Here is a 12,703-nt window from a genome sequence, read left to right on the forward strand (position 1 = left end):
TCCTGCATTCCGAGCGTACATACGTTTTATTTCTTCTTGTGCACGTTCCGGATGGTTTTTTTCTTTCCGCTTCCGCTGCTCTTTCCACCTACAGCGCCGCCAAATCCCCCCGCATTTCGTCCATTTTCATTTACGCCGGTCTGTTTGTGCCCGGTCATACCGCCCACAGCCGGTCTTTTGGCGTCTTTTGCACGATTGGCAGCAGCCGGTTTTGCCGTCTGGGTGCCATGATGCGCCCCTTTATATCCGCCAGCCGCGAAATCGCGGCCTTTGATCTGCCGCGGACGGATCAGGCATTTCTTATCAAAACCGATCAGATCCGTTCTGCCTGCCAGACGGAGTGCTTCCAGCACCAGATCATAGTTTTTCGGATTGCGGTACTGGATTAACGCACGCTGCATCGCTTTCTCATGCGGGTTGGTCGGCACGTACACTTTTTCCATCGTGCGCGGATCATATCCCGTGTAATACATACACGTAGACAGTGTGGATGGTGTCGGATAGAAATCCTGCACCTGCTCCGGCATGTAGCCGAGGTCCCGCAGATATTCTGCCAGTTCGATCGCCTCCTTGAGCGTGGAACCCGGATGGGAGGACATCAGGTACGGAACGAGGTACTGCTTCATTCCCAGCGAGTCATTCATCGCTGCATATTCCTTCATGAACTGGCGGTAAACCTTATTCTCCGGTTTTCCCATCCGCTTTAATACATTATCCGATATATGTTCCGGCGCTACCTTGAGCTGTCCGCTGACATGGTACTGACAAAGCTCCCGCAAGAATGCCCTGTTTTTCTCCGCCAGCAGATAATCGAAACGGATACCCGAACGGATGAAAACTTTTTTTACCTTCGGAATCGCCCGCAGCTTCTTTAACAGGGAAATATAGTCGCTGTGATCGGCATTCATGTTTTTACACGGCTGCGGGAACAGGCACTGTTTGTGCGGACAGGCGCCGTAGGTCATCTGTTTTTCGCATGCCGGATGACGGAAGTTTGCGGTCGGACCGCCGACATCGTGGATGTACCCCTTGAAATCTGGTTCCTGGGTCAAAAGTTCTGCTTCCTGAATAATTGATTCATGGCTGCGGGTCTGCACGATGCGTCCCTGATGGAAGGTCAGCGCACAGAAGCTGCATCCGCCGAAGCATCCGCGGTTGCTGATGAGGCTGAATTTTACTTCCGTGATCGCTGGAATACCACCCGCTGCATCGTAACACGGATGCCAGGTTCTCATGTATGGAAGTGCGTAGACATCGTCCATCTCTTCCTGGGTCAGCGGTTTCGCCGCCGGATTCTGCACCACATAGAGGCGGTCGCTGTACGGCTCAACGAGGCGTTTTCCCGAAAATGGATCGGTGTTGCTGTACTGGGTGTAAAAGCTCTCCGCATACGTCTTTTTATCGGAGGAAACCTCGCGGTAAGACGGCAGACGGATTTCGTCGTAAACAGAATCCAGGTTTTCCGCCTTATAAACAGTTCCCTCGATGAAGGTGATATCCTTTGCCTCGATGCCGCTGGCCAGTGCATCCGCGATCTCCACGATCGAGCGCTCGCCCATTCCGTAGGAAATCAGATCTGCCTGGGAATCCAGCAGAATGGACCGTTTCATTTTTCCAGACCAGTAATCATAATGTGCCAGACGCCGCAGGCTGGCTTCGATACCGCCGAGAATGATTGGCTTTTTCGACCAGGTGCGGATCAGGTTAGAATAGACGATCGTCGCATAATCCGGACGTTTTCCCATCTCGCCGCCCGGTGTGTAGGAATCCTTTGCGCGGCGCTTTTTCGAAACCGAATAATGGTTTACCATAGAGTCCATATTTCCGGCGCTCACAAGCCATCCGAGACGCGGTTCGCCCAGAATCTGAATGGATTTCTGATTCTTCCAGTCCGGCTGGGCGATGATGCCTACTTTATAGCCGTGCGCTTCGAGCATACGGCTGATGATCGCGTGGCCGAATGACGGGTGATCGACATACGCATCCCCGCACACGTAGACAAAATCGCAGCTCTCCCAGCCGCGCTTGTCCATATCCGCCCGGCAGATCGGTAAAAAATCATGTATCATTTTATCTTGCCCCCTGTATCAGTTCCCGGTAGTCCCGGATATAAAAATCAGCTAATTCTTTCTTTTCTTCGGTCATGGAAAGTGAAAATACGTCCTCGACCGCGCCAACGCGCATACCAGCCCGTTTTCCAGCCAGAATCCCCGCCGGGACGTCCTCAAATACCAGACATTTTTCCGGCTGTACGCCCAGATCCGCCGCTACTTTCAGATAGATATCCGGCGCCGGTTTTCCTGCTGCCACCTCACAGGCAGTTGCCACCACACCGAAATAGGAACGGATATCCAGAGAATCCAGCACGGCTGCTACCATATCCTGTGCGTTGCTCGTTGCAATTCCCATGCGGATTCCTTTTTTCTTTAAAAATGAAAGAAATTCCGCAACACCCGATTTCAGCGGTACCTCATGGCGGTATTTATCGATCGACATTTCAATCCAGATGGCCTTTATCTCATCCAGGGTCATCGGCAGCTGGAAGCGATCTTTAAAATAGATTGCTGTCTCGGAAAAGCTCATGCCCTCGATCACCTTCTCAAGATCTTCCGGACAGTCATAGCCGTAACGCTTTAAAAATTCCACATCGATCGCTTTCCACATCCACATGGAATCGACCAGGGTGCCGTCGAGATCGAAGAGGACGGCGTCTACTGTGTTCCAGTTGATTTCAGGAGGTGTGTTATTTGGGGTGTCTGACAAATTTTCGTCATTTGATACACAATTTTGTGAGGTTAGCGTTCTTTCTTTTAATGCTCTAATTTCATCTTCCCTCAGCGCCCGGTACTCTCCCGTCGCCAGTGCCTCATCCAGGGCAAGCGGTCCCATCGAAAGGCGTTTCAGGTAAATAACTTCGCCGCCCTCTGCCTCAAACATCCGCTTTACCTGATGAAATTTTCCTTCATGGATGGTCAGGCGCGCCTCGCAGAGGTCTTCTCCTGCGTCGTTCCATTTTTTCTCGATCACAAGCTCTGCCGGCCGTACCGGTGTGCCATCCGTCAGCGTCAGTCCCGCCTGAAAGCGCGCTTCGATTCCTTCTTTCAGTGTTCCCTTTACGCGTGCAAAATAGACCTTATCCACGTGTTTTTTCGGTGCCAGAAGCTCATGCGCCAGCGCACCGTCGTTCGTGATGAGAAGCAGTCCTTCCGTATCAATATCGAGGCGTCCGACCGGGAAGAGGTCTTTTCGCTTTGCTTCATCAATAAGGTCAATGACAGTCTGATAGCGCCCGTCTTCCGTTGCGGAAACGACGCCCTGCGGTTTATTTAACATATAATATTCCGTGTCTGCCCAGCCAACCGGCTGTCCATCCAGTGTAACCCGGGTTTCGTCCGGGAATATTTTCCGGTCAGACTCGCGGCAGACGGTTCCATCGACCAGAACCCGCCCTTTGCGGATCATCTCTTTTACCTGACTGCGCGTTCCCTGCTTCATCTCTGCCAGGAAACGGTCTAAACGTATACTTTTACCCTGTCCCATCACTGCCACCTCCATCCGGGATTGTATTTATTTTTAAGCTGACCGCCCCGTTTCTGCGCCCAGCCAAGTGGAAATCCATCCACACAGATTAGTACAAGACCATCTGCTGCCTCTTCCTCTGCGGCTGTCAATGTCTCGCCCTTTAAATAGCGGATCGTGCGCTCATCCGAGGCATTAAAATTTAAGTAATTTACAAATTCCTGCATCCGCAGGTTCATTGCCAGCGCCTGGGATGGTTCAAACCGCCCTTTTTTCAGTTCTCCGAGCAGAAGTCCGGTACGCAGACAGCGGAGCGGCTTAAAATAACGTGTATTGTCGCCTGCCAGCGCTGCCGGGAGGTAATAGATGCGCTCGCCGTCACGGTAGAATTGCTCCGGATTCCAGGTTCTTACCGGAAGCTGGCGCAGAAGCTCAAACAGGGGGGAAAAATCCTCGGCGGTCTGGTTTTGCGCCACGTTTTTTCCCTTTCCAAACATTTTCCATTTCGCTTTTCCGGAAACCATCTGTCTGGACTTACCGTCTTCCGCCACACGGCACAACCGCGCTTCTATTTCCTCTACCAAAAGTGGATCGCTCAATGCTTTCTCACCGGCATTTTCCAAATCCTTGACATTTGCGTCTGGTTTCTCCGTCCGCTTCTCCAACAGCGCAACAAAATGTCCTTCGCCCTCCAGACGGTGCGGAAACAATCTCAGACAGCCCTCAATGCCACGGCTTCCCTCAAAGCCATATTCCGGTTTCTGCGGCACGACCGCCATCTGCGGATATTTCTCCAGAATATACTCGATCGTTCCCTCGTCCTCGTCCCTGTCAAAGGTACAAGTCGAATAAACCAGTTTCCCGCCCGGCGCAAGCATCTGCACGGCACAGTCGAGAATCTGGCGCTGCAGCGGCGCATAATAATCGGGACCTTTTTCGTTCCAGCTCTTTACCATCGACGGATCGCGGCGGAACATACCTTCGCCGGAGCACGGCGCATCGACCAGAATTTTATCAAAAAACTCCGGCAGGATACCAGCCATTTTTTCCGGTGCCTCGCTCGTTACACAGATATTTCCCGCTCCGAACATTTCCAGATTTTTAAGAAGCGCTTTTGCGCGCGAATTGCTGATATCATTGGAAAACAGGACACCTGTACCGGTTAATTTCGCCGCCAGTTCCGTACTTTTACCGCCCGGTGCCGCGCACAAATCCAGAACCCGGTCGCCCGGCTTGATCGGCAGCCATGCCGCCGGTGCCATCGCACTCGGTTCCTGCAAATAGTAGAGTCCCGCGTAGTACCACGGATGCCTGGATGGGCGTTCGCCCTGATAATAAAAACCGTTCTTCGTCCACGGCACTGGTTTCAAATTCCAGTCCGCCGTCTGTGCCATCTCTAAAAACTGTTCCGGTGTCAGCCTGCCCGTGTTGACGCGCAGCCCTGAACGCGGCTCTTCCTCATACGAAGCCAGATACTCCGGGTATTCCTCCCCCAGAAATTGTTTCATTTTTTCAAGAAATTCTTCCGGCAGTTCTCGGTAATCCAATCGTTTTCCTCCTGTTTTTGTCTATTGCTCTGTATATCCATTTATAATCGTGATTCTAAAGACTTTTTCTTGGCGCTCATTCGTTCTTTCTTTGTTCGGTATGCCGGTTTTCAGGCTTCCAAAAGGAATGAGCCATTTTCTGTCTACATATATATAATCTATCTTTATATTACTTTTTAATGATAGAAAGGCGCTCCCATGCCATATATAAAAAAAATATTATCCGCCCTGTTCCCAGCACTTATCCTGGCGCTTCTGCTCTCGCATCCGCGTCTCTCTGCGGATGGGGCACAGAAAGGACTTCTTTTATGGTTCAATACGGTCTTTCCGACGTTATTTCCCTTTATGCTCTTCTCAAAGCTTTTAGCTGAACACGGCGGCGTCCGGCTGCTTCTAGCGCCATTTCACCCGGTTTTGAAACATCTTGGGATGTCTGTCTACAGCGGCTATGCCCTGCTTGCCGGGCTGCTCTGCGGTTACCCGATGGGAATGAAAACTGCCGCCGATTTTAACCGGAAATCGCTGCTTTCGGCACATGAAAAACGGCTTCTGACCGCCATCAGCGCTTCGCCAAGCCCCATGTTTATCGCCGGATATGCTGCACCTAGGCTGAACCCGGCAGTTCCGCCAAACTATCTGGTTCTGGCACTATATACGCCGCTTTTATTGGTTGGAAGTCTCCTATGCATTTATAATAAAGTAACTTCTTTTACCCTTCAAAACCGATTTTTTTCGAAACAAACCGGCTCTGTCAAGCCCGCCCGCACAAAATCCACATCCGTTTCCGTTCCCGCTTCCTTCGACACCATCCTGATGGACTGCATCGAACTGCAGGTCCGCATCGGCGGTTTGATCATGCTGTATTCGATCCTCGCTGCCTTTGCCGACGCCTTCTGTTCCGGCACGCTGCGTCTGGTTCTGATCGGGACGGCTGAAATGACAACCGGCATCGATGCGATCGCCCGTTCTGGTGCCATATTCAGTATCCCGGTTCAATCCGGCGCGATGGCGGCATGTGCTGCGTTCGGCGGGTTATCCGGGATCGCCCAGACAAATTCAGTCATACGGGACAGCCGAAAAGACAGAGAAAAAAATGCCGGACTTTCCATCCGGCATTATGTACTGTGGAAACTGGTTCACGCCAGTCTCTCGTTCGTTCTCTTTATTCTGCTGCTTCGCCGGATGCCGCCTGTGTAGCGGCCACTGCTGCCTCGGCGCCTGTGTTCTCCTCCGGCTCGGTCACGACACTGCCAGCCAGCTCATTACGGTTGGAAGATACGACATCGTAGCTGGACTGCATCGAACTCATGTAAGACTCGAAACGGCTCTGCGCGCCCTCCATCGAATGCTTGATGATGGTCTGCAGGCTGCGGAGCATGTCGTCCGTGTACTGAACGGAACCCTGGCGGATATTGTTTGCCTCTGTGACAGCGTTGTCCACGATCTGCTGTGCCTGTGCATTTGCCTGCTCAATAATGCTGTTTGCTTCTGCATATGCACGCTGCATGATCTCATGCTCATTAACCAGCTCATTGGTCTGGGCGGTCGCCTCGGCTACCATCGCGTCTGCCTGGGAACGTGCCTCCTGCAGAATCGCATCCTGGTTGCTGATGATCTTCTGATATTTCTTGATCTCCTCCGGAATGCGAAGACGCAGTTCCACGAGCAGTTCTTCAATCTCTTCTTTATTTACTAAAATCTTCGTGTTGGACAGCGGCTGAAACTTGCAGCTGTCGATATAATCTTCAATTTCTGTGATGATCTGTTCAATTCTGCTCATAGCTTTTCTCCTTACTTACATTCCCTGTCTTCCTGAAGCGCCTGGTATTTCTCCTGTACTTGTTTTGCAATGACCGGATCGAGAAATTCGGAAATGTCTCCGCCGTACATCGCAACCTCTTTTGCCATACTGGAACTTAAATACGCGTATTTAAGGTTCGTTGTCAGAAACAGGGTATCTATTTCGGGTGCAATCACCCGGTTCATCTGCGCGAGCTGCAACTCATATTCGAAATCCGTGATCGCACGCAGACCACGCACGATGACCTTTGCGTGATTCTGGCGCATGAAATCGACCAGAAGTCCGTCAAACGACTGCACCTCCACGTTAGGAATGTCTTTTGTCACTTCCTCTAACATCTTAACACGTTCTTCGACAGAAAACAACGGAGATTTTGCGTTATTACACAAAACTCCCACGATGACCTGATCAAAAATTTCGGAGGATCGCTTTATAATATCAAAATGTCCGAGCGTCACCGGATCAAAGCTGCCCGGATAAATGGCTGTTTTCATCTTTTTTTCTCCTTTGGTATTCAAGCTTTTCGGATAAACAGATGTTTATTCGTCTTATATATCTTCTCTTTTTCGAGATGGTATCCCAGTTCTGAAAGGTAGCTGCACCCGGTCTCTTTCGATGCCTCTGTGATGATCATCGTATGTTCATCTGCCAGGGACGAATGCGCCAGATAAGTAAGCACTTCTTTCTCCCAAAGATGGTTATACGGAGGATCCATAAAAATGAAATCAAACGCACTCTTCCGGTTTTCTATCCGTTTCAATGCATCCGAAATATCACAGTTTAACAGCGTCGCCTTATCAGCTAGGCGGGCCGCTTTCAGATTGTCACGGATGCAGTCCGCCGCTTTCGGATTCTTCTCCACAAAAACAGCTTCTTTTGCCCCGCGGCTTAAAGCTTCGATCCCGATCGCCCCGCTTCCGCTGAATAAATCGAGAAATGTGCATCCATAGATATCATTCTGAATCATATTAAAAAGAGTTTCTTTGATACGGTCCGTCGTCGGTCTCGTATCCATTCCCTCGATCGTCTTTAAAGTAAGCCTTCTGGCACTTCCTGCTATTACCCGCATGGATTTTTCTCCATCTTACTAGAAATATTAATGTATTTTGAACTGCAACCGTAAAATTCACCAAACAGTTTGCGTATTTTTTAACACTACATCTGTTCTATTATAGTATGAGTTTTACTGATATACAAGCATAAAATCGGATCAATACTAACTTTTTTCCCTACATTGTGGGTGTTTTGCCCCAAAATGTCAATTTGCACAAAACCTTCTAGTGTATTTCACTTTTAAGATCCGCATACTGAGAATGTAACAAAAAGAGACACCCGGACAAACGAAAGTTTGAAGGGGCACACGCAAAAAAGGAGGCGTCTGTTATGTCTAGTTCCAACAACACTAACAAAACCAATGTACCGGAAGCCAAGGAAGCGATGAACCGCTTTAAGATGGAGGTTGCCAATGAGATTGGCGTTCCGTTAAGCGAGGGCTACAATGGTAACCTGACCTCCGCACAGGCTGGTTCCGTCGGCGGCTATATGGTCAAAAAGATGATTGAGGAACAGGAAAAAAAGATGGCTGGTAAATAAGGCATCGTAGGGCTCTTCTGAATCTTCGCTGAAACGGCGAAAAAAACGGCAGCAGCATGATTGACAAAACCGGACTTGAACGACCGATTTTCAATCATGCTGCTGTTCTTTTCTGCAAAACATTCATTCACTTGTTTGACAGACAGATTGTATACTTACTTTAGCGATAAAAATGCCGCCAGATTCCCCCTCTTATCTCCCATCACGCGGTGTGAATATAAAAGATCCGGATTGCATTTCGTACATACATTCGTCACAGCCAGATGCTCCGGCAAAATTCCGGCATCCAGAAGCACCAGGCGGTTCGCGCCCCAGAGGTCAAGCTGGTACTTGCCATTCCCCTTATTCATGAGAATCGATTTCCCATTCCAGGAATAACAGGATGTTGAATCATCCTGACTGATTTCTGCTCCAAATTCTTCTTTAAATGCATCTGCCACATCCTCACTGACCTCATAACAGTCCCGGCAGATGCTCGGTCCGATGCAGACGCACAGATCCTCCGGCTTCGTGCCGAACGCCTCTCCCATCGCCTCGATCGTTTTCTGTCCCATCCGGTGAACGGTTCCCTTCCAGCCGGAATGCGACAGTCCGATCGCACGATGCACCGGATCTACAAAATATAATGGTACACAGTCCGCAAAAAATGTAACCAGCGTCAGCCCCGACACGTTTGTGATAAGCCCGTCGATGTTTTCATAATCGCGTTCCCGCCAGATTCCTTTTCCAGCGTCCGCTTCCGTAACAAGACGGATATTCGTCGTGTGTGTCTGATGGCTGAGCACCATCTTTGACACATCCGTTCCCAGAATCCGCGCCATTTTCCGGTAATTTTCAAGCACATCGTCCCGGTTGTCGCCGCGCGTCAGCGAAAAGTTCATCGTACTGAAATACCCCTTGCTCGCTCCGCCAAGCCGGGTAGAAAATGCGTGGCGCACTATCCTGGTCTGCTCTAAAAGCGGAAAGGTAAAATAAGCCACTCCGTTTGACTCATGAAGGGTAATTGGTGCCGGATGAACTGTTTTTTGTATATAGGTAAGGGCCATGATTGTCACATCCTTTTTCTGTCTCTTGCTCAAATCTGATTGTGCAGTTTTTGAATTCTCTCATTTGTAATTATCCGCACCAGAACGCGTCCCGAATTAATCTCACGTTACTGCCAAGCACCGCCACCACATCAAACCGGCACGGCGTGTCCTCGGAAATATGATAACGCGTCATATAATACCGGGCGGTATGAAGAATCCTCGCCTGCTTGCGGGCATCCACTGCCTCCGCCGGATCGCCTTCGTGTTCATCGCGGCGGTATTTGACCTCGATAAAAACCAGGTAGTCTCTATCTCTTGCGATAATATCAATCTCACCCTGGCGACAGCGGAAATTCCGGCAGAGAATCTGGTAACCGTGCCGGGTGAGATATTCACACGCCAGGGTTTCATATTCAGTTCCGATGGCACGGCGGTTGAATGAATTTCCATGAAGATGAAAGTTTCTTTCTCCCATTCAGCTCCTTTTCTGTTATTTCATCCCCTGCATCGCGGCTTCCTCGCCCAGCAGCTTCTTCAAAAAGGTTCTCCGGTGGATCGGGCATGGACCATAGGTTAAAATTGCCTCGTTATGCATCTTGGTTCCGTATCCTTTATGCTTCGCAAACCCGTATTCCGGATAGATTTTATCATACTCCATCATCATATGATCCCTCGTCACTTTTGCCAGGATACTGGCTGCCGCGATCGAGACACTTTTTGCATCGCCCTTGATAATCTTAATCTGCTTTTCCTCCGAAATCCCCGGAATGATGACCGCGTCATTTAAAAAGATATCCGGCTCCTGCGGAAGCTGTGCGACTGCCTGACGCATTGCTTCATAGGTCGCCTGCAAAATATTGATGGAATCGATCACCTCCGGGCTTACAATTCCAATTCCGTAGGCAGCTGCCTTTTCTTTGATTTCCAGAAATAATTCTTCCCGGCATTTTTCCGACAATTTTTTGGAATCGTTCAGCCGCATAATCGTACAGTCTTTCGGAAGTACCGCGACCGCCGCCACCACCGGACCGGCTAATGGACCTCTGCCCGCCTCATCAATGCCGCAGACGATCCCTGCACTTTCGTACTGATGTTCATAGGCGCGCATTCCTTCGAGACGCGCCAGTTCTGCTTCCAGTTTTTCTCCTGTTAGTTTTCTCATGTTTTCCTATACCTCCGGCACTTCCAGCGTCACGCGCCCCAGTTTGCCGCTGCGGAAGTCATCTAATAGGAAGCCAGCCGCTTTTTTCGTATCCAGCTCGCTGCCCTTTAAAAGACAGGAACGTGCCCTTGCGATTTCACGCAGAATTTCCCAGGCTTTTTTTGTATCTTCGCCGTCCCCAGCCGTATTCTCAACCAGCGTCACACCATACCGCTCTTCCAGGCGCTTTCCGTAACGTCCGGACATATTTTTGATCAGCTCGGCTGCCAGCTCTTCCTTATCCAGAATCTCATCGTTGATCGAGCCGATAAATGCAAGGCACAGTCCCACATTCGGATCTTCAAATTTCGGCCAGAGGATTCCCGGCGTATCGAGAAGTTCCAGTGTCTTATTTAAGCGGATCCACTGGTTTCCCTTGGTAACACCCGGTTTATTTCCAGTCTTGGCGCAGGCTTTTCCGGCAAAGGAATTGATAAAGGTCGATTTTCCGACATTCGGAATGCCGACTACCATCGTCCGCACCGGGCGGTTTTTGATACCGCGGCGGCGGTCACGCTCAATTTTCTCCTTGCATGCCTCCTGCACCAGCGGCTGGATCTGCTTCATTCCCATGCCGCTGCGCGCGTTGATGCGGAGTGCATGGATGCCCTGCTCCTTAAACCATGCGATCCAGCGCTCTGTACAGCCGTCGTCCGCCAGATCCGCCTTATTTAAAAGGACAATCCGTCCCTTTCCCTTCGCAAGCTCATCAATATCCGGGTTGCGGCTGCCGAGCGGCACGCGCGCATCCACCAGCTCAATCACCAGATCGATCAGCTTGATATCTTCCTTCATGGCTCTTTTCGCCTTTGTCATATGTCCAGGGTACCATTGTATCTGCATGAAATTTTCTTCCTTTCTTAGAACCTATCTCGACGAAATCAACCCAAACCGGCTAACCGGCTGGATCCGCAGCCAGACCTTTCCTTTGATCTGCCGGAACTTCACATTTCCCACATTGGAAAAGCGGCTGTCCTCACTGCCGGAGCGGTTGTCACCCAGCAGAAAATATTCGTTTTTATCCAGACTAATCGGATATTCCGCCAGTCCAGCCAGAGCCGCCTTACCCAAGTCGTTCGGGGCGTCTAATTTTTCATTATTAATGTAAATATAACCGTCCTTGATCTGCACCGTCTCACCTGGCAGTCCAATGACGCGTTTTATATTGTAATTTCCCGTTTCTTTTTCAAATACAATAATGTCATAGCGCTTTGGGCGCATCACGCGGTAACTCAGGCGGTTCATCAGAACCTTTTCGTTCTGCGACAACACCGGTTCCATTGATTGACCGCTCACCCGTATCTGTGTCCCCATCGCAAACACGGCGAACCACGCGATCGAAATTACCACCGCGATATCCACGATCCATCCAACCACCAGACGGATGCGGTTTTTATCCTCTTTCAGCTCCATATGTCACTCCCTCTCTATCCGTTCCCCATGAATCATCGCTCATGTCGCAAGCGACCGCGCTCGGCGCGAGAATGTGCCAGGACACATTCTTTTTTATAATAGGGAATCACAAGGAATTTCCTATTACACGAAAAAAAGCTGCTGCACAGCTCCTCCCGCCGCGCCGGACACACATAACCGCATATCCGGATGCACAGCAGGCTGGCCTGTACAGCAGCCCCATCCGCTTCAGAAATTATTTTACTAACTCTTTTACCTTCGCTGCCTTGCCGATTCTGGATCTCAGGTAGTTCAGTTTTGCTCTTCTTACTTTACCTCTTCTTACTACTTCAACGTTCTCTACAGACGGAGAATGTAACGGCCAGGTCTTCTCTACACCAACACCGTTGGAGCTCTTTCTAACAGTGAAAGTCTCGCGAACGCCGCCGTTCTGTCTCTTAATAACAGTTCCCTCGAAAACCTGAATTCTCTCGCGGTTTCCCTCTTTGATCTTAGCAGATACACGTACTGTATCGCCTACGTTGAAACTCGGAACGGTTTCCTTTAACTGAGCTGCTTCAATGTTCTTAATAATCTCGTTCATCTTTGTGAACCTCCTTTA

At 50.0% G+C, this 12,703-nt stretch carries 14 protein-coding genes; 2 read left to right on the forward strand and 12 right to left on the reverse strand.

Going from position 1 to position 12,703, the window contains the following annotated elements; genetic code table 11:
* Positions 1–26: 26 nt before the first annotated feature.
* From DW931_RS01830 to DW931_RS01840, 3 genes are read right to left on the reverse strand one after another with little or no spacing between them, the layout of a single operon-like run.
* Positions 27–2,069, reverse strand: coding sequence for a YgiQ family radical SAM protein (locus DW931_RS01830; protein WP_118626845.1), 2,043 nt, complete (start codon positions 2,067–2,069; stop codon positions 27–29).
* Position 2,070: 1 nt separating this feature from the next.
* The gene (locus DW931_RS16440; protein WP_118482382.1) at positions 2,071–3,540 is read right to left on the reverse strand and encodes a pseudouridine synthase; all 1,470 of its coding nucleotides are present in this window, start codon (positions 3,538–3,540) and stop codon (positions 2,071–2,073) included.
* Positions 3,540–5,066, reverse strand: coding sequence for an RsmB/NOP family class I SAM-dependent RNA methyltransferase (locus DW931_RS01840; RefSeq protein WP_270252288.1), 1,527 nt, complete (start codon positions 5,064–5,066; stop codon positions 3,540–3,542). Before DW931_RS01840 ends, DW931_RS16440 begins: the two co-directional genes overlap by 1 nt.
* Before the next feature lie 198 nt (positions 5,067–5,264).
* On the opposite strand from DW931_RS01840, the gene DW931_RS01845 reads away from it, so the two are divergent.
* Positions 5,265–6,263 carry a nucleoside recognition protein gene (locus DW931_RS01845; protein ID WP_243015350.1) on the forward strand — a complete coding sequence of 333 codons (999 nt, stop codon included), beginning with the start codon at positions 5,265–5,267 and terminating at the stop codon, positions 6,261–6,263.
* On the opposite strand, the gene DW931_RS01850 is transcribed toward DW931_RS01845, so the two are convergent.
* The 3 genes from DW931_RS01850 to rsmD are packed head-to-tail and all read right to left on the reverse strand — an operon-like array spanning position 6,229 to position 7,936.
* Positions 6,229–6,846 carry a vacuolar family H+-ATPase subunit H gene (locus DW931_RS01850; RefSeq protein ID WP_118482383.1) on the reverse strand — a complete coding sequence of 206 codons (618 nt, stop codon included), beginning with the start codon at positions 6,844–6,846 and terminating at the stop codon, positions 6,229–6,231. The two genes, DW931_RS01845 and DW931_RS01850, sit on opposite strands and share 35 nt — an antisense overlap.
* Before the next feature lie 11 nt (positions 6,847–6,857).
* The gene (gene coaD, locus DW931_RS01855; protein ID WP_022358775.1) at positions 6,858–7,361 is read right to left on the reverse strand and encodes a pantetheine-phosphate adenylyltransferase; all 504 of its coding nucleotides are present in this window, start codon (positions 7,359–7,361) and stop codon (positions 6,858–6,860) included.
* Positions 7,362–7,381: 20 nt separating this feature from the next.
* Positions 7,382–7,936, reverse strand: coding sequence for a 16S rRNA (guanine(966)-N(2))-methyltransferase RsmD (rsmD, locus tag DW931_RS01860; RefSeq protein WP_022358774.1), 555 nt, complete (start codon positions 7,934–7,936; stop codon positions 7,382–7,384).
* 314 nt (positions 7,937–8,250) lie between these two features.
* Between rsmD and DW931_RS01865 the strand changes: the two genes are divergently transcribed.
* Positions 8,251–8,460 (forward strand): alpha/beta-type small acid-soluble spore protein, encoded by a 210-nt coding sequence (locus DW931_RS01865; protein ID WP_022358773.1) that lies wholly within the window; start codon positions 8,251–8,253, stop codon positions 8,458–8,460.
* Between the two features lie 155 nt (positions 8,461–8,615).
* On the opposite strand, the gene pgeF is transcribed toward DW931_RS01865, so the two are convergent.
* The 6 genes from pgeF to rplS all read right to left on the reverse strand — a co-directional run bounded on the left by pgeF (position 8,616) and on the right by rplS (position 12,685).
* The gene (gene pgeF, locus DW931_RS01870) at positions 8,616–9,506 is read right to left on the reverse strand and encodes a peptidoglycan editing factor PgeF (protein ID WP_118482384.1); all 891 of its coding nucleotides are present in this window, start codon (positions 9,504–9,506) and stop codon (positions 8,616–8,618) included.
* 70 nt (positions 9,507–9,576) lie between these two features.
* Entirely contained in the window at positions 9,577–9,963 is a 387-nt protein-coding gene (locus DW931_RS01875; protein WP_118482385.1) for a YraN family protein, read from the reverse strand.
* Between the two features lie 15 nt (positions 9,964–9,978).
* A complete protein-coding gene (locus DW931_RS01880; protein WP_118482386.1) occupies positions 9,979–10,650 on the reverse strand; it encodes a ribonuclease HII in 672 nt (223 codons plus the stop codon).
* A 6-nt stretch (positions 10,651–10,656) separates the two neighbouring features.
* On the reverse strand, positions 10,657–11,532 hold the full coding sequence (gene ylqF / locus DW931_RS01885) for a ribosome biogenesis GTPase YlqF (protein WP_022358769.1): 876 nt from the start codon (positions 11,530–11,532) through the stop codon (positions 10,657–10,659).
* 24 nt (positions 11,533–11,556) lie between these two features.
* On the reverse strand, positions 11,557–12,102 hold the full coding sequence (gene lepB, locus DW931_RS01890) for a signal peptidase I (protein WP_106999916.1): 546 nt from the start codon (positions 12,100–12,102) through the stop codon (positions 11,557–11,559).
* Between the two features lie 235 nt (positions 12,103–12,337).
* The gene (gene rplS, locus DW931_RS01895) at positions 12,338–12,685 is read right to left on the reverse strand and encodes a 50S ribosomal protein L19 (RefSeq protein ID WP_022360232.1); all 348 of its coding nucleotides are present in this window, start codon (positions 12,683–12,685) and stop codon (positions 12,338–12,340) included.
* Between the last annotated feature and the right edge of the window lie 18 nt (positions 12,686–12,703).

The sequence above is a fragment of the Clostridium sp. AM43-3BH genome (assembly GCF_003479985.1).
Taxonomy (GTDB): Bacteria; Bacillota; Clostridia; order Lachnospirales; family Lachnospiraceae; genus Otoolea; species Otoolea fessa.

What these genes read in the sequence shown, in the direction of transcription:
- DW931_RS01830 (WP_118626845.1), bottom strand. Translation starts at nt 2,069, where the DNA reads ATGATACATGATTTTTTACCGATCTGCCGGGCGGATATGGACAAGCGC.
- DW931_RS16440 (WP_118482382.1), bottom strand. Translation starts at nt 3,540, where the DNA reads ATGGGACAGGGTAAAAGTATACGTTTAGACCGTTTCCTGGCAGAGATG.
- DW931_RS01845 (WP_243015350.1), top strand. Translation starts at nt 5,265, where the DNA reads ATGCCATATATAAAAAAAATATTATCCGCCCTGTTCCCAGCACTTATC.
- DW931_RS01850 (WP_118482383.1), bottom strand. Translation starts at nt 6,846, where the DNA reads ATGAGCAGAATTGAACAGATCATCACAGAAATTGAAGATTATATCGAC.
- coaD (WP_022358775.1), bottom strand. Translation starts at nt 7,361, where the DNA reads ATGAAAACAGCCATTTATCCGGGCAGCTTTGATCCGGTGACGCTCGGA.
- rsmD (WP_022358774.1), bottom strand. Translation starts at nt 7,936, where the DNA reads ATGCGGGTAATAGCAGGAAGTGCCAGAAGGCTTACTTTAAAGACGATC.
- DW931_RS01865 (WP_022358773.1), top strand. Translation starts at nt 8,251, where the DNA reads ATGTCTAGTTCCAACAACACTAACAAAACCAATGTACCGGAAGCCAAG.
- pgeF (WP_118482384.1), bottom strand. Translation starts at nt 9,506, where the DNA reads ATGGCCCTTACCTATATACAAAAAACAGTTCATCCGGCACCAATTACC.
- DW931_RS01875 (WP_118482385.1), bottom strand. Translation starts at nt 9,963, where the DNA reads ATGGGAGAAAGAAACTTTCATCTTCATGGAAATTCATTCAACCGCCGT.
- DW931_RS01880 (WP_118482386.1), bottom strand. Translation starts at nt 10,650, where the DNA reads ATGAGAAAACTAACAGGAGAAAAACTGGAAGCAGAACTGGCGCGTCTC.
- ylqF (WP_022358769.1), bottom strand. Translation starts at nt 11,532, where the DNA reads ATGCAGATACAATGGTACCCTGGACATATGACAAAGGCGAAAAGAGCC.
- lepB (WP_106999916.1), bottom strand. Translation starts at nt 12,102, where the DNA reads ATGGAGCTGAAAGAGGATAAAAACCGCATCCGTCTGGTGGTTGGATGG.
- rplS (WP_022360232.1), bottom strand. Translation starts at nt 12,685, where the DNA reads ATGAACGAGATTATTAAGAACATTGAAGCAGCTCAGTTAAAGGAAACC.